The 17,793-nt window shown below is 59.4% G+C and carries 20 protein-coding genes and 1 other RNA gene; 13 read left to right on the forward strand and 8 right to left on the reverse strand.

Features of this window, described 5'->3' with window-relative positions; all coding sequences use genetic code 11:
* Nucleotides 1–225: 225 nt before the first annotated feature.
* Complete coding sequence (locus IB246_RS06325; RefSeq protein WP_008040686.1) at nt 226–894, forward strand: gamma-glutamylcyclotransferase; 669 nt, start codon at nt 226–228, stop codon at nt 892–894.
* Here IB246_RS06325 and glpT read toward each other — a convergent pair.
* Nucleotides 870–2,219 (reverse strand): glycerol-3-phosphate transporter, encoded by a 1,350-nt coding sequence (glpT, locus tag IB246_RS06330; RefSeq protein ID WP_008024279.1) that lies wholly within the window; start codon nt 2,217–2,219, stop codon nt 870–872. The genes IB246_RS06325 and glpT overlap by 25 nt on opposite strands.
* Before the next feature lie 328 nt (nt 2,220–2,547).
* On the opposite strand from glpT, the gene IB246_RS06335 reads away from it, so the two are divergent.
* Nucleotides 2,548–3,165 carry an energy transducer TonB gene (locus tag IB246_RS06335; protein WP_008040687.1) on the forward strand — a complete coding sequence of 206 codons (618 nt, stop codon included), beginning with the start codon at nt 2,548–2,550 and terminating at the stop codon, nt 3,163–3,165.
* A gap of 97 nt (nt 3,166–3,262) precedes the next feature.
* On the opposite strand, the gene IB246_RS06340 is transcribed toward IB246_RS06335, so the two are convergent.
* A complete protein-coding gene (locus IB246_RS06340) occupies nt 3,263–4,240 on the reverse strand; it encodes an NADPH:quinone oxidoreductase family protein (RefSeq protein ID WP_008024273.1) in 978 nt (325 codons plus the stop codon).
* Between the two features lie 150 nt (nt 4,241–4,390).
* Between IB246_RS06340 and IB246_RS06345 the strand changes: the two genes are divergently transcribed.
* Nucleotides 4,391–4,801, forward strand: coding sequence for a flagellar basal body-associated protein FliL (locus tag IB246_RS06345; RefSeq protein WP_032832554.1), 411 nt, complete (start codon nt 4,391–4,393; stop codon nt 4,799–4,801).
* A 108-nt stretch (nt 4,802–4,909) separates the two neighbouring features.
* Here the strand turns inward: IB246_RS06345 and IB246_RS06350 are convergent, their stop codons facing one another.
* The gene (locus tag IB246_RS06350) at nt 4,910–5,359 is read right to left on the reverse strand and encodes an EVE domain-containing protein (RefSeq protein WP_008024269.1); all 450 of its coding nucleotides are present in this window, start codon (nt 5,357–5,359) and stop codon (nt 4,910–4,912) included.
* 201 nt (nt 5,360–5,560) lie between these two features.
* Here IB246_RS06350 and IB246_RS06355 point away from each other — a divergent pair, with 201 nt between their 5' ends.
* Entirely contained in the window at nt 5,561–5,713 is a 153-nt protein-coding gene (locus tag IB246_RS06355; protein ID WP_008024268.1) for a hypothetical protein, read from the forward strand.
* Between the two features lie 35 nt (nt 5,714–5,748).
* Here IB246_RS06355 and IB246_RS06360 read toward each other — a convergent pair whose 3' ends face one another.
* The 4 genes from IB246_RS06360 to IB246_RS06375 form a co-directional block, all read right to left on the reverse strand.
* Nucleotides 5,749–6,354 (reverse strand): 5-formyltetrahydrofolate cyclo-ligase, encoded by a 606-nt coding sequence (locus tag IB246_RS06360; protein WP_008024267.1) that lies wholly within the window; start codon nt 6,352–6,354, stop codon nt 5,749–5,751.
* An 86-nt stretch (nt 6,355–6,440) separates the two neighbouring features.
* A non-coding RNA gene (gene ssrS / locus IB246_RS06365) (6S RNA) lies at nt 6,441–6,619 on the reverse strand.
* Between the two features lie 30 nt (nt 6,620–6,649).
* Nucleotides 6,650–6,967 (reverse strand): cell division protein ZapA, encoded by a 318-nt coding sequence (locus IB246_RS06370; RefSeq protein WP_008024266.1) that lies wholly within the window; start codon nt 6,965–6,967, stop codon nt 6,650–6,652.
* Nucleotides 6,964–7,173: a TIGR02449 family protein gene (locus tag IB246_RS06375; protein ID WP_003177365.1), complete on the reverse strand. Its 210-nt coding sequence runs from the start codon at nt 7,171–7,173 to the stop codon at nt 6,964–6,966. The genes IB246_RS06370 and IB246_RS06375 overlap by 4 nt, the downstream gene beginning before the upstream one ends.
* 199 nt (nt 7,174–7,372) lie before the next feature.
* Here IB246_RS06375 and IB246_RS06380 point away from each other — a divergent pair, with 199 nt between their 5' ends.
* The 9 genes from IB246_RS06380 to gcvH all read left to right on the forward strand — a co-directional run bounded on the left by IB246_RS06380 (nt 7,373) and on the right by gcvH (nt 16,913).
* A complete protein-coding gene (locus tag IB246_RS06380) occupies nt 7,373–7,933 on the forward strand; it encodes a YecA family protein (protein ID WP_008024262.1) in 561 nt (186 codons plus the stop codon).
* Nucleotides 7,934–7,960: 27 nt separating this feature from the next.
* On the forward strand, nt 7,961–9,295 hold the full coding sequence (pepP, locus tag IB246_RS06385) for a Xaa-Pro aminopeptidase (RefSeq protein ID WP_008040694.1): 1,335 nt from the start codon (nt 7,961–7,963) through the stop codon (nt 9,293–9,295).
* Nucleotides 9,292–10,479, forward strand: coding sequence for a 2-octaprenyl-6-methoxyphenyl hydroxylase (ubiH, locus tag IB246_RS06390; RefSeq protein ID WP_008024259.1), 1,188 nt, complete (start codon nt 9,292–9,294; stop codon nt 10,477–10,479). The genes pepP and ubiH overlap by 4 nt, the downstream gene beginning before the upstream one ends.
* Nucleotides 10,472–10,957, forward strand: a complete 486-nt coding sequence (locus tag IB246_RS06395; protein ID WP_008040698.1) for a DUF4442 domain-containing protein — start codon at nt 10,472–10,474, stop codon at nt 10,955–10,957. Before ubiH ends, IB246_RS06395 begins: the two co-directional genes overlap by 8 nt.
* A 9-nt stretch (nt 10,958–10,966) precedes the next feature.
* Nucleotides 10,967–12,184, forward strand: a complete 1,218-nt coding sequence (locus tag IB246_RS06400; RefSeq protein WP_177318182.1) for a 2-octaprenyl-3-methyl-6-methoxy-1,4-benzoquinol hydroxylase — start codon at nt 10,967–10,969, stop codon at nt 12,182–12,184.
* A gap of 247 nt (nt 12,185–12,431) precedes the next feature.
* Nucleotides 12,432–13,436 (forward strand): extracellular solute-binding protein, encoded by a 1,005-nt coding sequence (locus IB246_RS06405; protein WP_008040702.1) that lies wholly within the window; start codon nt 12,432–12,434, stop codon nt 13,434–13,436.
* Between the two features lie 187 nt (nt 13,437–13,623).
* Nucleotides 13,624–15,240 carry an ABC transporter permease gene (locus IB246_RS06410; protein ID WP_008024249.1) on the forward strand — a complete coding sequence of 539 codons (1,617 nt, stop codon included), beginning with the start codon at nt 13,624–13,626 and terminating at the stop codon, nt 15,238–15,240.
* A gap of 156 nt (nt 15,241–15,396) precedes the next feature.
* On the forward strand, nt 15,397–16,479 hold the full coding sequence (gene gcvT / locus IB246_RS06415; protein WP_008040703.1) for a glycine cleavage system aminomethyltransferase GcvT: 1,083 nt from the start codon (nt 15,397–15,399) through the stop codon (nt 16,477–16,479).
* 50 nt (nt 16,480–16,529) lie between these two features.
* A complete protein-coding gene (gene gcvH / locus IB246_RS06420) occupies nt 16,530–16,913 on the forward strand; it encodes a glycine cleavage system protein GcvH (protein ID WP_008040704.1) in 384 nt (127 codons plus the stop codon).
* 114 nt (nt 16,914–17,027) lie between these two features.
* On the opposite strand, the gene IB246_RS06425 is transcribed toward gcvH, so the two are convergent.
* Complete coding sequence (locus tag IB246_RS06425) at nt 17,028–17,723, reverse strand: hypothetical protein (protein WP_008040705.1); 696 nt, start codon at nt 17,721–17,723, stop codon at nt 17,028–17,030.
* Nucleotides 17,724–17,793 lie beyond the last annotated feature (70 nt).

Below are 17,793 nucleotides of genomic sequence, written 5' to 3' on the forward strand. Positions count from 1 at the left end.
CCCTGCCTCCATCGCGAGCATGCGCGCTCCTACATATAACTTCATATATAGCCGATCGGTATTTATAAATTTATATAAATACCGGTAGGTTATATCGCATCCAGGCAATTAATTAAGAACTGTGCCGTGGCACTTAAATTGCCTTAAAACATATGTGCCTTATTGTTACAGCGGTGCGTTCTATTAAGTAATTCATCACCCGCGGGGAGCTGAACGCTATTCGCCATGAGCGCCATTGAATCTGCTTTTATGAATCTGGCTTACCCTCCGCGGCTCGATCTGGGGCCGCAGCTGACGCACGAACAATTGCTCAGCTCGATGCAGTTGACCATGGCGCGCCACAAGGGTGGGCCGGTCTGGCTGTTCGCTTACGGCTCGCTGATCTGGCGCCCTGAGTGCGCGGCGGTTGAACGGGTTCGCGGCCGGGTGCATGGCTACCATCGCGGTTTGTACCTGTGGTCCCACGAACATCGCGGTACGCCGGAAGTACCGGGGCTGGTATTTGGCCTGGACCGCGGCGGCTCTTGCAGCGGCTTCGCTTATCGCTTGCCCGAAGAACAACTCGAAGCGTCGCTGTATGCCTTGTGGCAGCGCGAAATGCCATTCCCTTCTTATCGCCCACACTGGTTGAACTGCCGTCTCGAAGATGGCAATCAGGTTCAGGCGTTGGGATTCGTGTTGGAGCGACACCTGCCCAGCTATGCCGGCAACCTGCCGGACCATGTGCTGAGCCACGTGTTCGAAAACGCTTGCGGGCGTTACGGCACCACTCGCGATTATGTCGAGCAGACCGCCAACGCCCTGCGTAGCCACGCCATGCCAGACCGGAATCTGGAGGCGCGGCTCAAGCGCTGCAAATCAAAGGTCGATCAGGCGATGGCTTCGCGGGTCTGACTGGCGACCTGCTTGTGCCACAAGGTTGGCGCAAGGAAGGCCATTGCCAGCAGGCACGCGCCGATCAGCAAGACGAAACCGCCGTCCCAGCCGAAATGGTCCACGGTGTAGCCCATGGCTGCACTGGCCGCGACTGAACCACCCAGGTAACCGAACAGACCCGTGAAGCCCGCTGCCGTACCGGCGGCTTTCTTCGGCGCCAGTTCCAGCGCTTGCAAACCGATCAGCATCACCGGGCCGTAGATCAGGAAACCAATCGAGATCAGCGCGATCATGTCGACCGTCGGGTTGCCGGCCGGGTTGAGCCAGTAAACCAGCGTCGCTACAGTCACCAACGCCATGAACACCATGCCGGTCAGGCCACGGTTGCCACGGAAGATCTTGTCCGACATCCAGCCGCACAGAAGCGTCCCGGGAATACCTGCCCACTCGTAAAGGAAATAGGCCCACGAGGTTTTGTCCACGCTGAAACCTTTGGCTTCCTTGAGGTAGGTCGGTGCCCAGTCCAGCACGCCGTAACGCAGCAGGTAGACAAAGACGTTAGCCATGGCGATGTACCAGAGCATTTTGTTGCGCAGTACGTATTTGACGAAGATTTCCTTGGCGCTGAATTCTTCTTCGTGACTGGCGTCGTAGCCTTCCGGGTAGTCGTTCTTGTACTTCTCGATCGGCGGCAGGCCAACCGATTGTGGCGTGTCGCGCATGGTGGCGAAGGCAAACACCGCCACGGCCATGGCCACTGCCGCCGGCACGTAAAACGCCGCGTGCCAGTCATTGAACAGGCCCATGCCGAGCAGGAACAGCGGGCCGATCAAACCACCACCGACGTTGTGCGCCACGTTCCACAAGGACACCACGCCCCCGCGTTCCTTCTGCGACCACCAGTGGACCATGGTCCGGCCACTCGGCGGCCACCCCATGCCCTGTGCCCATCCGTTGATAAACAGCAGGATGAACATGATGGTCACGCTGGACGTGGCCCAGGGCGCAAAACCGAAAATGAACATCACGCCAGCCGAAACCAGCAAGCCGAACGGCAGGAAGAAGCGTGGGTTGGAACGGTCGGAAACAATGCCCATCAGGAACTTGGACAAGCCGTAGGCGATAGCAATCGCCGACAACGCCAGGCCCAGCTCACCGCGGGTATAGCCCTCTTCGATCAGATAGGGCATGGCCAGGGAGAAGTTTTTGCGCAGCAGGTAGTAACCCGCATAGCCGATGAATATGCCGGCGAAGATCTGCCAGCGATGCCGTCGGTAGGCGCTGTCTATTTTTTCTTCAGGCAATGGAGCCTGATGTGCGGCAGGACGAAAGAAAGCAAACATTCAAGAGCTCCAGATTTCTTGTTTTGACTGCGGATGCGAATGTTACAGTTTCGTTACCGAAAATAGCACTGGTTCACATCGACCAAACAGCGGAAATGTTGGAGATTGCATGTTCTTTTACGAACATGTCGCTCAGGTATAAGTGAAGGGCGCTGTGGGAATTGTTACCTCACAACCTTTTATGACGCAGCGATGCCTGGCGTAGGGCGGGGCTTTGGGAAACGTCCTTCGCTTGAACAGGAAGCCATGGCGTTATGTAAACAATCACCGAGCCTTAACCTTTGTGCTGTTGCCAGATTTGGCTTTTCAGTGGTGAAGGGGAGGGGTTATGCGGTGGTTTGTGTGGGCTTTTTTATTTGTGGTTTCCAGCAGTGTCAGCGCTGAGGCGATGCTCCTGATCCCTGGGGACAATCCAAAGCCGAAGTACCCAAAAACACTTTCTCGAGCCGGTATCACGGGGGATGTTCGGATCAGTTTTACCGTTCACGCCAATGGATCAGTTAGCAAGGTGATGGCGGCTCCGGGCAAAGCTCACGCTGAACTGGTAGACGCATCACTCGCAGCGGTGAGTCGGTGGCGATTCAAATCATGGGGTATCACCAGTGACAGGCCGCCAGAGATCGAAGTTGTTGTGCCAATGTCTTTCAGGCTGGACAGCGATATACCCATCCATGCCAACGAAGAATTGAAACAGTTGACCTGCGGTGAGCTCGCCAAGGCAGCACTGAAGATTGAAGATTACTCGTGGGTGGACATGCCGGTGTTCAACTGGACCCGCAGCTATCTGACCCACTCCCTTTCGCCGACGCAATTGCCAGAGGAGAAGCGTCTGGCGCTCATCGCCAAGCTCAACAAGAGCGTGCCTTCTATTGTGAGGCGTTGTAATACGCATCAAGCGACCCGGTACGTGCATTTTCTTCCGAAGGAAATTCGCGAGTTGCTTTGACGAAAAGTATGGAGCGCTATCTTTCTGCTGGTCATGTAAACGAAAAGGCCAGAACAACCTCATCAGTTGTTCTGGCCTTTTTGTATCCTGCGGCGACTCAGCGAACCTGCACCACCACTTTCCCGACCGCCTTGCGCTGGCCAAGATCATTGATCGCCTGCGCCGCGTTGCTCAGCGGGTACACCTGCGACACCAGCGGCTTCAACTTGCCCTCGGCGAACCAGCCAAACAATTGCTGGAAGTTCGCCGCGTTGTCCTGCGGTTGGCGCTGGGCGAAGGAGCCCCAGAACACGCCGACTACTGCTGCACCCTTGAGCAGTGCGAGGTTGACCGGCAGTTCCGGAATGCGGCCGCTGGCGAAACCGACCACCAGCAACCGGCCGTTCCAGGCGATGGCGCGGATGGCCTGGTCGAACAGGTCGCCGCCGACCGGGTCGTAGATCACGTCTGCACCCTGGCCATCGGTCAGGCGTTTGATTTCGTCCTTGAGGCTGGTTTCGGTGTAGTTGATCAGTTCATCGGCGCCGGCAGCCTTGGCCACGGCCAGTTTTTCGGCACTGCTGGCGGCAGCAATCACGCGGGCGCCCATGGCTTTGCCGATTTCCACGGCGGCCAGGCCGACACCGCCAGAAGCACCGAGCACCAGCAGGGTTTCACCCGGTTGCAGGTTGCCGCGTTGCTTGAGCGCGTGCATCGAGGTGCCGTAAGTCATGCTGAACGCGGCAGCGGTGTTGAAGTCCATGGAGGTCGGGATCGGCAGCACGTTGTAGCCTGGCACCGCGACCTGTTCGGCGAAACTGCCCCAACCGGTGAGGGCCATGACCCGATCGCCGACTTTCAGGTGGCTGACTTTTTCGCCCACTGCGCTGACCACGCCAGCCGCTTCGCCGCCCGGCGAAAACGGGAAGGGCGGCTTGAACTGGTATTTGCCCTCGATGATCAGCGTGTCCGGGAAATTCACCCCGGCGGCGTGCACGTCCAGCAGGATTTCATTCTTCTTCGCGACAGGACTGGCGACGTCTTCCAGCACCAGCGATTCGGCAGGGCCGAAGGCTTTGCACAGCACGGCTTTCATCAGGGCTATTCCTTTGGGAGTGATGGCCGATAAGTGTAGGTGTGTGAGTCGACGGGTCAACGAGCATGCCCCGCCCTGATAGTCAGCCATAAGCTTGTGCTTGCGCGGCGGGTCGTTATGCTAGGCCGCAAACCGGATAAGGAGCGAATTGTGAAAGCGTGGATCATGTTGTTGCTGGCCCTGTCTCTGCCTGTGGCAGCAGTGGCTGAAGAAGCCGCCAAAGAAGGTGAAGCCCCGAAAGTCAGCTACCTCACCCTGAGCCCGCCATTCGTGGGCAACTACGGGTTGGATGGCACGGCGAAGTTGAAGGTCTTCAAGGCTGACGTGGCGTTGCGGGTCACCGGTGATGAGGCGGCCAAACAGGTGAAGGCCAATGAACCGTTGATTCGCAATCAACTGGTGGCGTTGTTCACCCAGCAAACCACCGAGGCGATGAACAGCATCGAGGGGAAGGAAAAGCTGCGTCAGGAAGCGTTGAAGCAGACCCAGCAAATCATGAACGATGAAACCGGCAAACCGGTGGTTGAGGATTTGTTGTTCAACAACCTGATTATCCAGTAATGCTGGATTTGTAGGAGCCGGCTTGCTGGCGATAGCGGTTTAACATTCAACATCCATATTGATTGTTACATCGCTATCGCCAGCAAGCCGGCTCCTACAAAAAGCGTGTCAGCGCAGTGCAATCACCGCCGCCCACTGCTCGGCCGTCACAGGCATCACCGACAACCGCGAACCCTTCTGCACCAACGGCATCTCCGCCAACGCCGTCTGCTGCTTCAAATAATCCAGCTTCAACACCCTGGAAAACGTCTCCACATGCGCGACATCAATCGCGCTCCAGGCGTTTTTCTCGGCGCTGGCCTTCGGGTCGTAATAATGACTCTCCGGCTCCAGCGCCGTTGGGTCCGGATACGCCGCTTCGACAATCTTCCCGATCCCGGCAATCCCGGGCTCCGGGCAGCTGGAGTGATAGAAGAAGAACTCGTCGCCGACCGCCATCGCACGCAAAAAGTTACGCGCCTGATAGTTGCGAACCCCATCCCAGCGCGCTTTGCCGAGCTTCTCCAGACCTTTGATCGAGAGCTCGTCGGGCTCGGATTTCATCAGCCAATAGGCCATGGTTTTTGCTCCTTGCGAGTCAGGTGGACAAGTTGTCGGGCGATTTTATGACAAACCGACGGTCGGTTGACGCCAGCGTTTGCGTGTCGGTTCACGTTGTCGCAAAATGCCGGCCTTCTAAGCTTGACGCTGCTGCACGGCCTACACCTACAACGGAAACCGCTGCTGTCATCGTATTGATGTGCCTTTGGGGGGCAATCGATGAAACGCAAACCGGATTTACTATGGATTTTGGTTATTTTGTTCGGCCTTGGCGTCGTGACCACTGGCTATGCCCAAAGCTTGTGGAGCAACAAGACCGATGCGCCGATTGAAATCGCGCAGCAACAACAGCCGTCAGCCTTCAAGCGCTGAACCTGTCTTTTCGACGCCGCTGATTCGAGTGGCGTCTAGTCTGCGAAATACCACGCCTTGTCTGTAACCGTTCCTTGCAACGGCACATCCCAGCTCGCCTGAGCCAGTCTTCCGACCTTCTGACATTCATGGGCCAGCCCCAATAGCGTCGGCTTGCGCCAGTTTTTCCTCCGCGCCAGATACGCCAGGCTCCGGTCGTAGAAACCACCACCCATGCCGAGTCGGCCACCGACATCGTCGAATCCCACGAGCGGCAACAGCACCAGATCGAGCGCCCAGACTTTGCGTTGTCGGGCGAGGTTGTGCCTGGGTTCGAGAATACGGAAGCGATTGGGTTGGAGCTTTTCGCCGGGGCGAATCCGCTGGAACACCATTTTGGTTCGCGGCCAGGCACTGAGCACCGGCAGGTAAGTCGCCTTACCCCGACGTTGTGCGGCTCGCAGCAACAGGCGCGGATCGATTTCACCGTCGGTAGGTAAATAGAGCGAGATATGTTTGGCGCGGCGAAACAACGGCTGCTGGGCCAATTGCTTGTACAGCCCGCGAGCGGCCTGGCGCTGCTGACTGGCTGTCAGTGCGCGGCGGGCCTTGCGCAGCATGCGTCGAAGTTGCGGGCGGGGCAGCAGCGCAGGTTCGGTCATGGATTCGGGCTTCGGCAGTGCGGGTACACAAAGCGTACCCGTAAAAAAGCCGATGCCGGTGTTTAAACCGGCATCGGACTGGAATCAGGCTCCCCGGATGAACCGCTGCTGACTTAGCCCTTGAACCCGAAAGTTCAAGGTGGAAGATGCAGTAGGCTTTAAGGCTTTCCGTCTAGCGGACATGCACACCAGCCCAACGTGCAGCCTCCAGGGTAGTGCGAATCGGCTCAGGGACGTGGTCAACTGGCAAGCACCCCAGGGAGTGTTGCGAGTATAACCCAAGCGGTCGGACGAATCAGCCCTTGGTGACGTCTGGATCGGTGGCGAGCACCAGATCGACGCGATCCAGCAGGTCGCGCACCTGCTCGCGGGTCGAACCGCTGACCTGTACATCCGGCCGCTCTTCCTTGTGCAGAAGGTCGTGCGTGATGTTCAGCGCGGCCATCACGGCGATGCGATCGGCGCCGATGACTTTGCCGCTACTGCGGATCTCGCGCATCTTGCCGTCCAGGTAACGGGCGGCGCTCACCAGGTTGCTGCGCTCTTCCTGGGGGCAAATGATCGAATATTCTTTGTCGAGGATCTGCACGGTGACGCTATTGCTTGAACTCATGAGTCTTGCTCCAGGGCCTTGAGGCGCGAAATCATCGATTCGACCTTACGCCGGGCGATTTCGTTCTTTTCAATGAGGTGAGCGCGTTCCTCGCGCCAGGTTTTTTCCTGAGCTAGTAGGAGTCCATTTTGACTCTTAAGTTGCTCGACTCGATCAATTAGCAGTTCGAGTCTGGCCATCAGCGCTTGCAGGTCGGTGTCTTCCATTGTGTCCACTGAAATGTCTGATGGGTGTTGAACCGTAGGAGCGAGCTTGCTCGCGATGGTCGCCAACGATAACGCTGGGTCCCTGACACCCAGCGGCGTTCTCGGGTTCATCGCGAGCAAGCTCGCTCCTACAGGGGTAGTCGATGTAGGATACAAGGCCTTCATTCTAGACATAGCGCCGTCTGGCGCCTAGCTGCCCATGCCCATTCAGAATTCTCCGTACCAAGCCTTCGCCACCCTGCTGACTTCCAGCGGTCACAACGTCTCGCCTGCCGAACTGCATGGCCTGCTGCTCGGTCGCAGTTGCGCCGGTGCCGGTTTCAATGCAGAAGAGTGGCTGATCGATGCCGCCGAGCTGCTCGAAGGCGAGCCGCAAGACAACGTTCGCAATGCCTTGATCGGCCTGCAAGAGATGGTCAAGGGCGAACTCACCGGCGACGACGTGACCGTCGTTCTGCTGCTGCCGACCGATGACGCGCCGCTGGCTGACCGTGCCGCCGCACTGGGCCAATGGTGCCAGGGCTTCCTCAGCGGTTTCGGCCTGAACTGCCGCGACAGCAGCATGCTCAGCACCGAGGCCACCGAAGTGTTGCAGGATCTGGCGGCGATTTCCCAGGTGCAAGACGCGCTGGAAGAGTCCGACGACGGCGAAAGCGACTACATGGAAGTCATGGAGTACCTGCGTGTCGCGCCGCTGCTGCTGTTCTCCGAAACCCGTAAGCCAGACGCGCCGGCTGCCGCCAAACCGTCGTTGCATTAATCGCGAGCCAGGAAAAGCCATCTGCCCATGATTCATATCCCGAAATCGGAATACAGCCGTCGCCGCAAGGCCTTGATGGCGCAGATGGAACCCAACAGCATCGCGATTCTGCCCGCCGCCGCGGTCGCCATCCGCAACCGCGACGTCGAGCATGTTTACCGCCAGGACAGCGACTTCCAGTACCTCAGCGGTTTCCCCGAGCCTCAAGCCGTTATCGTGCTGATGCCGGGTCGTGAGCATGGCGAATACCTACTGTTTTGCCGTGAGCGCAACGCCGAGCGAGAACTCTGGGACGGCCTGCGCGCCGGTCAGGAAGGCGCGATCCGCGACTTCGGTGCCGACGACGCTTTCCCCATCACTGACATCGACGACATCCTGCCGGGCCTGATCGAAGGGCGCGACCGGGTGTATTCGGCCATGGGCAGCAACCCGGAATTCGATCGCCACCTGATGGAATGGATCAACGTGATCCGTTCCAAGGCGCACCTCGGCGCTCAGCCGCCGAACGAATACGTTGCGCTGGATCATCTGCTGCACGACATGCGCCTGTATAAATCGGCGGCAGAAGTGAAGGTGATGCGCGAAGCCGCGCGGATTTCCGCTCAGGCGCATATTCGTGCGATGCAGGCCAGCCGGGCCGGGTTGCATGAGTACAGCCTTGAAGCCGAGCTTGATTACGAGTTCCGCAAGGGCGGGGCGAAGATGCCGGCGTATGGTTCGATCGTCGCGGCGGGGCGCAACAGCTGCATCCTGCATTACCAGCAGAATGACGCGGTGCTCAAGGACGGCGATCTGGTGCTGATCGACGCTGGTTGCGAGATCGACTGCTACGCCAGCGACATCACGCGCACCTGGCCGGTCAACGGCAAGTATTCAGCGGAACAGAAGGCGATCTACGAGTTGGTGCTGGCTTCACAGGAAGCAGCCTTTGCCGAAATCGCCCCGAACAAACACTGGAATCAGGCGCACGAAGCCACGGTCCGGGTGATTACCACCGGTCTTGTGAAGTTGGGCCTGTTGCAGGGCAACGTCGACGAACTGATCGCCAGCGAAGCCTATAAAGCGTTTTACATGCACCGCGCCGGCCACTGGCTGGGCATGGATGTGCATGACGTCGGCGAGTACAAGGTCGGCGGCGAATGGCGCGTGCTGGAAGTCGGCATGGCGCTGACCGTGGAACCGGGGATCTACATCGCCCCGGACAACCAGAACGTAGCGAAGAAATGGCGCGGCATTGGCGTGCGCATCGAGGACGACGTCGTGGTCACCAAAACCGGCTGTGAAATCCTGACCAATGGCGTGCCGAAAACGGTCGCCGAGATTGAAGCCTTGATGGCGCAAGCGCGGACAAAAGCAGCATGAGTCGAGTCAATCTGGCAATTATCGGTGGCGGCCTGGTCGGTGCCAGCCTGGCGCTGGCCTTGCAGGCCGGAGCCAAGGCGCGCGGCTGGAAGATCGTGCTGATCGAACCGTTTGCCCCCGGCCACACCTATCAACCGAGCTACGACGCCCGTTCTTCGGCGTTGTCCTACGGTGCCAAACAGATTTATCAACGGTTGGGCGTGTGGCAGGAAATCTCCCGCCGTGCCGAGCCGATCAAGCAGATTCACGTTTCCGACCGTGGCCGTTTCTCCACCGCGCGCTTGTCGGCGATGGAAGAGGGCGTGCCGGCGCTGGGTTATGTGGTGGAAAACGCCTGGCTCGGCCAATGCCTCTGGCAAGGTCTGGACAAGGACGTGGTCACCTGGCGCTGCCCGGCGGAAGTCACGCGCATGGAACCGCTGACCGACGGCTATCGCCTGACCCTCAGCGACGAAACAATGCTGGAGTGCGACCTCGCAGTGCTCGCTGATGGCGGCCGTTCCGGTCTGCGCGAGCAACTGGGGATCGGCATCAAAAAGCGCCCGTACAACCAGAGCGCGCTGATCGCCAACATTACCCCGAGCGAAGCGCACAACGGCATGGCGTTCGAGCGTTTCACCGACGACGGTCCGATGGCGTTGTTGCCGTTGCCGGAAAATCGTTGCGCATTGGTCTGGACCCGTCTGGGCATGGACGCGCAACGGCTTGCGGCCCTGGATGAACGCAGTTTCCTCAGCGAATTGCAGGGCGTGTTCGGTTACCGCCTCGGCACGTTGAAACAGGTCGGTGCACGGCATCTTTATCCGTTGACGCTGATCGAAGCCGAAGAGCAGGTGCGTCCGCATCTGGCGATCCTCGGCAACGCCGCCCACAGCCTGCACCCCATTGCCGGCCAGGGTTTCAACCTGTCGCTGCGTGATGCGCAAGCGTTGGCGGATGCGCTGCTGGCGAGCGAGACCTCGCTCGGCGATTTCGCGACCTTGCAGGCTTACCGCGAACGCCAGCGGATGGATCAGAACCTGACCGTGGGCTTCTCCGATCAGGTCACGCGGTTGTTCGGCAGCACTCAACCGCTGGTTTCGCTGGGCCGCAACATTGGCCTGCTCGGCCTCGATCTGCTGCCGCCGGCCAAGCGCTGGTTCGCCCGACAGGCCATGGGCCTGGGTACGCGTCCCGATGCGTAAGTGGCTGACGAGCAGGTTCGGCAAAGCGCGGTTGATGCGTTGGATCATGACCTTCTACCCGCCGTACCTGGGCGCCGGGGTTCGCGTGCGGCACATCAGCGATGATTTTCGGGACATCACCGTGTCCATGGGCCTGGGCAGGTACAACCGCAATTACGTCGGCACGCAGTTCGGTGGCAGCCTGTATTCGATGGTCGATCCGTTCTACATGCTGATGCTGATGGAAAACCTCGGGCGCAATTACATCGTCTGGGACAAAACGGCAGACATCGATTTCATCTCGCCGGGCAAAGGCCCGGTGTTCGCCAACTTCAGGGTCGACGAGACCTTGCTCGACGAGGTCCGCCGGCAAACGGCGAACGGCGAAAAATACCTGCCGCAATTGCAGGTCGATATCCACGACGGCGCCGGCACCTTGGTGGCGCGGGTCCAGAAAACCCTTTACGTGCGGCTCAAGCCGCAAGCGAGACAGGCTTAAAGCATGGACATGCGCGCAGATCTGCTGATTGTCGGGGCCGGAATGGTCGGCAGCGCCCTGGCGCTGGCGTTACAGGACAGCGGGCTGGAAGTCCTGCTGCTGGACGGCAGCCCGATGAGCGTCAAACCCTTCGACGGGCAAGCGCCGTTCGAACCGCGCGTGAGCGCGTTGTCGGCGGCCAGCCAGCGGATTCTTGAACGCCTCGGCGTGTGGGACGGCATTGCCAGCCGGCGCAGCAGCCCCTACACAGACATGCACGTCTGGGACGGCAGCGGCACCGGGCAGATCCACTTTTCCGCCGCCAGCGTGCATGCCGAGGTGCTCGGGCATATCGTTGAGAACCGCGTGGTTCAGGACGCCTTGCTCGACCGTTTGCACAACTGCGACCTCGGGATGCTGGCCAATGCGCGCCTGGAGCAGATGCGCCGCTCCGGCGATGACTGGCTGCTGACGCTCGCCGATGGCCGCACCTTGCGTGCGCCGCTGGTGATTGCGGCGGATGGTGCCAACTCGGCGGTTCGGCGCCTGGCCGGGGTGGCCACGCGCGAGTGGGATTATCTGCACCACGCGATCGTCACCAGTGTGCGCAGCACCAGGCCTCATCAAATGACGGCCTGGCAGCGCTTCACCGACAACGGTCCCTTGGCGTTTCTGCCACTGGAACGCGACGGTCAGCAGGATTGGTGTTCGATCGTCTGGTCGACCACGCCGAGCGAAGCCGAACGGCTGATGGCGCTGGACGACACAGCGTTTTGCCTCGAACTGGAACGCGCCTTTGAAGGCCGGCTCGGCACGGTGCTGAGCGCCGACCCACGTCTGTGCGTGCCGCTGCGCCAGCGTCATGCCAAGCGGTATGTGGCCGAAGGCCTGGCGCTGATCGGCGACGCGGCGCACACCATTCACCCGTTGGCCGGGCAGGGGGTGAACCTCGGTTTCCTGGATGCCGCGGTCCTGGCTGAAGTGCTGCTGCAAGCGGCCGAACGGGGTGAGCGGTTGGCGGATGCGAAAGTGCTGAGCCGTTACGAGCGTCGGCGCATGCCGCATAACCTGGCGTTGATGGCAGCGATGGAAGGCTTCGAGCGCTTGTTCCAGGCAGATCCGCTGCCGGTGCGCTGGTTGCGTAATACCGGTTTGAAGATCGTCGAGCAGATGCCGGAGGCCAAGGCGTTGTTTGTGCGTGAGGCGTTGGGGTTGACCGGGGATTTGCCGGCTCTGGCCAAGGCCTGACATGTTCGCTGGGGCTGATGGCCTCTTCGCGGGCAAGCCTCGCTCCTACAGGTTTCGAGTTGATCGCGACATTGGCGTACAACACAAAACCTGTAGGAGCGAGGCTTGCCCGCGAAGGCGTCGACACATCCGCTACACATCCCTAGCCATGCAACATCTGGTAACTCCTCCGCAAACTGTTCGATTGAGAAGGTAAATGTGAGTCCTTATCATTTGGTCTCACTTTTCGAATTGAGAGATCGCTCCCATGTTGGCACCGAAGCGTCTACTGACAGCACTCGCCCTGACCCTGATCGGCAGCACCGTCGCCCAGGCCGCTGACGAGGTGGTGGTTTACTCCTCGCGTATCGACGAGCTGATCAAACCGGTGTTCGACGCCTACACCGCGAAAACCGGCGTACAGGTGAAGTTCATCACCGACAAGGAAGCCCCGCTGATGCAGCGCATCAAGGCCGAGGGCGAAAACGCCACCGCCGACCTGCTGCTGACCGTCGATGCCGGCAACCTGTGGCAAGCCGAGCAGATGGGCATCCTGCAACCTTTCACTTCGAAAACCATCGACACCAACATCCCACCGCAATACCGTGCGGCTTCTCATGCCTGGACCGGCCTGAGCCTGCGGGCGCGGACCATCGCGTACTCCACCGACCGGGTGAAACCGGGCGAGTTGACCACTTACGAAGGTCTGGCCGACAAGAACTGGGAAGGCCGCCTGTGCCTGCGTACGGCGAAGAAGGTCTACAACCAGTCACTGACCGCCACCATGATCGAAGTGAATGGCGCCGACAAAACCGAGAAGATCCTCAAAGGCTGGGTCAACAACCTGTCCACCGACGTGTTCTCCGATGATGTCGCGGTATTGGAAGCAATCAACGCCGGCCAGTGCGACGTCGGCATCGTCAACACTTACTACTACGGCCGTCTGCACAAGCAGAAGCCTGACCTGGCGGTGAAGCTGTTCTGGCCGAATCAGGCTGATCGAGGCGTACACGTCAATCTTTCGGGCATTGGCCTGACCAAGCACGCGCCGCACCCGGAAGCGGCCAAGGCGCTGGTGGAGTGGATGACCACGCCTGAGGCGCAGAAGATCTTCGCTGATGTGAACCAGGAATTCCCGGCCAACCCTACGGTGGCGCCGTCCGCGGAAGTCGCCGCCTGGGGCAAGTTCGTCGCCGATACCTTGCCGGTGGAAGTCGCTGGCAAACGTCAGGCTGAAGCGATTCGCATGATGGATCGGGCTGGCTGGAACTGAGTCTGTCGATATACTGCGCCCCGCCTGTGTGCAGACACCGCTGACCGTGTAGGAGCGAGCCTGCTCGCGATGAATGTTAACGATAACGCGGGGTGCCTGACGGTCCGCGGTGTCGTGACGTTCATCGCGAGCAAGCTCGCTCCTACAATGGCCTCTGTGTATCGTCCATCCGCTTGAGAGCTTGTCCTTGGCCCACCCCGCCCAACGCCGCTGGTATCCCCTGGTCTTCGCCATCGCTGCGCTGGTCTTGCTGCCCCTCAGCGTTCTGTTGCTCTCCTGGCAAACCATCGATCATCAAATCTGGTCCCACCTCTGGGACACGCAGATGCCGCGGCTGCTGGGCAACACGCTGACCCTGGTGCTTGGCGTCGGTGCCGGCGTAACGCTGCTGGGTGTCAGCCTCGCCTGGCTCACCAGCCTCTGCGAGTTCCCCGGTCGGCGCTGGCTGGATTGGGCGTTGATGCTGCCGTTCGCGATTCCCGCCTACGTGTTGGCGTTTGTTTTCGTCGGATTGCTGGATTTTGCCGGTCCCGTTCAAACGTTGATGCGCGAATGGTTCGGCACGGGCCTGCGACTGCCGCGAGTCCGCTCGACCGGCGGCGTCATCCTCGTTCTGGTACTGGTCTTCTATCCCTACGTTTACCTGCTGGCGCGCACGGCATTTCTCGCTCAAGGCAAAGGCCTGATGGAAGCGGCGCGAGTCCTGGGGCAATCGCCGTGGCAGGCGTTCTGGCGCGTCGCGCTGCCGATGGCGCGCCCGGCCATCGGCGCGGGCGTGGCGTTGGCGCTGATGGAAACCCTGGCGGATTTCGGTGCGGTGTCGGTGTTCAACTTCGACACATTCACGACGGCGATCTACAAAACCTGGTACGGCTTCTTCAGTCTTTCGACTGCCGCACAACTGGCCAGCCTGTTGCTGTTGGTGGTGATGGTCGTGCTGTACGGCGAGCGCCGCGCGCGCGGGGCCAACCGCGCAAGCAATGAACGACCGCGAGTCAAAGCGCTGTATCACCTGCGCGGCTTCAAAGCGCTGGCAGCGATGAGTTGGTGCGGTCTGGTGTTTGCCTGCGCCTTCGTGATCCCGGTGCTGCAATTGGTGGTGTGGTTCTGGCAGCGCGGGCGTTTCGACCTGGATGAGCGTTACACCGGCCTGATCGTCCACACCTTGTATCTGGGCGGCATGGCGGCGCTGATTACTGTCAGCGTTGCGCTGGTGCTGGCATTTGCCCGGCGCCTGGCGCCGACCCGGGCGATCCGCTCCGGTGTCAGCCTGGCCAATCTCGGCTATGCGTTGCCGGGTTCGGTGTTGGCGGTGTCGATCATGTTGGCGTTCAGTTATCTGGATCGCGAGCTGGTGATACCGCTGTCGGGATGGTTGGGTGGTGCCGGCAAGCCATTGCTTTTGGGCAGCCTGTCGGCCTTGCTGCTGGCCTATCTGGTGCGATTCATCGCGGTGGCTTACGGGCCGCTGGAAAACAGCCTGGCGCGTATACGGCCATCTTTGCCCGAAGCGGCACGTAGCCTTGGGGTCGGTGGTCCGCGACTGTTTTTCAAAGTGTATCTGCCGTTATTGCTGCCCGGCACATTGAGCGCTGCGTTGCTGGTGTTCGTCGATGTGCTCAAGGAAATGCCCGCGACCCTGCTGATGCGCCCGTTTGGCTGGGATACGCTGGCCGTGCGCATCTTCGAAATGACCAGCGAGGGCGAGTGGGCGAGGGCGTCATTGCCGGCGCTGACCCTGGTTTTGGTCGGGCTGTTACCGGTCATCGGATTGATTCGACGTTCAGCGCATCGAAACACCTAGGTGTCAGTCCTACACCTTGAGGCTACAATGCGCGGCATTCGGTGCGGTCCGTCCTACAGACCCGGTTGCTGAAATCGGCTGAAAGCCTTCTATTTCAAGGCGTTCACTCCGTGCAGTACCGGCCCGCACCTTCGCCACGCCCGGAAGGAGAAACCCATGGGACAGCGTACGCCTCTGTATGACCTTCATCTCGCCCTCGGCGCGAAGATGGTCGATTTTGGCGGTTGGGATATGCCTCTGCATTACGGCTCGCAGGTCGAGGAACACCATCAGGTGCGCCGCGATTGCGGGGTTTTCGATGTATCCCACATGACCGTGATCGATGTCAGCGGCGGGCAGGCCAAGGCCTGGCTCCAGCATTTGCTGGCCAACGACGTCGAACGCCTGCACAGCCCCGGCCGTGCCTTGTACAGCACCATGCTCAATGAACGTGGCGGCATCGTCGACGACATGATCGTCTATCGCCTCGAGGACGGTTATCGCCTGGTGGTCAACGCCTCCACCCGCGATCAAGACCTGGCGTGGATGCAGGCGCACCTCGACGGCTTCGATGTGCAGCTCAACGAGCGCTCCGAGCTGGCGATGCTGGCCATTCAAGGCCCGCATGCCCGACACAAAATCTCCGAACTGGTCACCCAGTCTCGCGGCAACCTGATCCAGTTGCTCAAGCCGTTCGAAGGCCAGCCTGACGGTGACTGGTTCATCGCGCGCACCGGCTACACCGGCGAAGACGGTCTGGAAATCATTTTGCCGGCCAGTCAGGCGCCAGGTTTCTTCAACGATCTGGTGGGTGCAGGCATCTCGCCGATTGGCCTTGGCGCACGGGATACGCTGCGTGTCGAAGCCGGCATGAACCTGTACGGTCAGGACATTCATCAAGATGTTTCGCCGCTGGCCTCGAACATGGCCTGGAGCATTGCCTGGGAGCCGGCCTCTCGCCAGTTCATCGGCCGGGGCGCTCTGGAAGCTGAAAGGGCAGGCGGCGTGCAGCACAAACTGGTGGGGCTGGTCCTTGAGGAGCGTGGGGTTTTGCGCGCTCATCAGGTGGTCCGCATCGCCAATGTTGGCGAAGGAGAGATCACCAGTGGTAGTTTCTCTCCTACGCTTAGCAAGTCGATTGCACTGGCGCGCGTGCCAATGGCGACTGCCGACCGCGCAGAAGTGGAAATCCGTGGCAAGTGGTACCCGGTCCGAGTGGTCAAACCGACCTTCGTACGCCATGGCAAAACCTTGATTTAACCTTTTCTGGCGGGCAACGACCGCTGACAATTTTCTTGAGGACACAGAATATGAGCGATATCCCTGCCGACCTGCGTTTTGCCGAAAGTCACGAATGGGCCCGTCTGGAAGCCGATGGCACCGTCACTGTGGGCATCAGCGATCACGCTCAGGAAGCCTTGGGCGATGTGGTGTTCGTTGAGCTGACTGAAGTAGGAAACGTCTTTGCAGCTGGTGATCAATCCGGCGTGGTTGAGTCGGTTAAAGCTGCGTCCGACATCTACTCCCCGGTTGCCGGTGAAGTGATTGCGATCAACGAAGAGCTGAGCGCCAATCCGGAACTGCTCAACTCCGACCCGTACGGTGCCTGGATCTTCAAGCTCAAGCCAAGCAACACTGCCGATCTGGACAAGCTGCTTGATGCGGCTGGCTACAAGGCTGCCATCGGCGAGTAAACATCGCCAAAAGCGGATCCGCAACAAGAGCGCCGCGTTTTCCTTGCCTGGAGAACGCGGCGTTTTTGTTTAATGCCGTGCGGTGAAGTCTTGCTGTGACGGTTTGCTGACCAATCATGCCGCCATTGCTACCGCTTTGTTTACCCTGGCATGAAGCGCCGTTATCTGGTCGTCTGTCAGACGTGTTGCCGGTTCGCCCGGAACCCAAACACCGCTGTCGTTGTAAGTGATTGTTTTGGTCTCTCCGTCATTGACCGTGACGACGTAAGAGTTAGATACATTTCCGGCGATTAAAGACCCCGCCGCCTGGGCTGTGCCGAACCATAGTTGGAACTGGTTTTTTGGTGTCATGGTGGTTGCACCGATGCTCATGCCGCCTGAACAGTTCACCCAAATACTGTTACCTTTGGAGTCCAGCAATATTTCGCTTGGATTGGCCAGTAGTTGGTTGTTGATTAAAATATCTCCAGAGACACCGCCATTTGTGGCAGGGCTAAATACGCCATATTCATCGAGTGTCGTTTTTTGTCCCGTATTGATAGGAAGGTTTTTGCCTCCTGAGGTAAATGTAATATCGCCTTGTTGTATTGGGGAGTTTGTAAAATTGACCATAAAAGAGTTGCTGGATATGTCGAATGTGTTTTTATATTGATAGCTGGGCTGGCCTGTTGTGGCTTTGGCGGGCTTTGCTAACCATATGGCGGTAAAGCTGTTATTTACCATTTTTGCAAGGTAGAGGCTGTAATTGTTGGTTTTCTGGGCGATCAGTTGTGCCTCTTCGATATAAACAATAATTTGCTGTTCGCTCATGGCTGTTTTCCATTCGGTCCGGTATTTCTACCGCGTTGCTAGTGTCAATAAAAAACCCTGTAGATCCAGG

Source organism: Pseudomonas sp. PDM01, assembly GCF_014852325.1.
In the GTDB taxonomy this organism is placed as follows: domain Bacteria; phylum Pseudomonadota; class Gammaproteobacteria; order Pseudomonadales; family Pseudomonadaceae; genus Aquipseudomonas; species Aquipseudomonas migulae.

Excerpts from the sequence above, each read along its gene's own strand:
- IB246_RS06325 (WP_008040686.1), top strand. The coding sequence starts at position 226 with ATGAGCGCCATTGAATCTGCTTTTATGAATCTGGCTTACCCTCCGCGG.
- glpT (WP_008024279.1), bottom strand. The coding sequence starts at position 2,219 with ATGTTTGCTTTCTTTCGTCCTGCCGCACATCAGGCTCCATTGCCTGAA.
- IB246_RS06335 (WP_008040687.1), top strand. The coding sequence starts at position 2,548 with ATGCGGTGGTTTGTGTGGGCTTTTTTATTTGTGGTTTCCAGCAGTGTC.
- IB246_RS06340 (WP_008024273.1), bottom strand. The coding sequence starts at position 4,240 with ATGAAAGCCGTGCTGTGCAAAGCCTTCGGCCCTGCCGAATCGCTGGTG.
- IB246_RS06350 (WP_008024269.1), bottom strand. The coding sequence starts at position 5,359 with ATGGCCTATTGGCTGATGAAATCCGAGCCCGACGAGCTCTCGATCAAA.
- IB246_RS06355 (WP_008024268.1), top strand. The coding sequence starts at position 5,561 with ATGAAACGCAAACCGGATTTACTATGGATTTTGGTTATTTTGTTCGGC.
- IB246_RS06360 (WP_008024267.1), bottom strand. The coding sequence starts at position 6,354 with ATGACCGAACCTGCGCTGCTGCCCCGCCCGCAACTTCGACGCATGCTG.
- IB246_RS06370 (WP_008024266.1), bottom strand. The coding sequence starts at position 6,967 with ATGAGTTCAAGCAATAGCGTCACCGTGCAGATCCTCGACAAAGAATAT.
- IB246_RS06375 (WP_003177365.1), bottom strand. The coding sequence starts at position 7,173 with ATGGAAGACACCGACCTGCAAGCGCTGATGGCCAGACTCGAACTGCTA.
- IB246_RS06380 (WP_008024262.1), top strand. The coding sequence starts at position 7,373 with ATGCCCATTCAGAATTCTCCGTACCAAGCCTTCGCCACCCTGCTGACT.
- pepP (WP_008040694.1), top strand. The coding sequence starts at position 7,961 with ATGATTCATATCCCGAAATCGGAATACAGCCGTCGCCGCAAGGCCTTG.
- ubiH (WP_008024259.1), top strand. The coding sequence starts at position 9,292 with ATGAGTCGAGTCAATCTGGCAATTATCGGTGGCGGCCTGGTCGGTGCC.
- IB246_RS06395 (WP_008040698.1), top strand. The coding sequence starts at position 10,472 with ATGCGTAAGTGGCTGACGAGCAGGTTCGGCAAAGCGCGGTTGATGCGT.
- IB246_RS06400 (WP_177318182.1), top strand. The coding sequence starts at position 10,967 with ATGCGCGCAGATCTGCTGATTGTCGGGGCCGGAATGGTCGGCAGCGCC.
- IB246_RS06405 (WP_008040702.1), top strand. The coding sequence starts at position 12,432 with ATGTTGGCACCGAAGCGTCTACTGACAGCACTCGCCCTGACCCTGATC.
- gcvT (WP_008040703.1), top strand. The coding sequence starts at position 15,397 with ATGGGACAGCGTACGCCTCTGTATGACCTTCATCTCGCCCTCGGCGCG.
- gcvH (WP_008040704.1), top strand. The coding sequence starts at position 16,530 with ATGAGCGATATCCCTGCCGACCTGCGTTTTGCCGAAAGTCACGAATGG.
- IB246_RS06425 (WP_008040705.1), bottom strand. The coding sequence starts at position 17,723 with ATGAGCGAACAGCAAATTATTGTTTATATCGAAGAGGCACAACTGATC.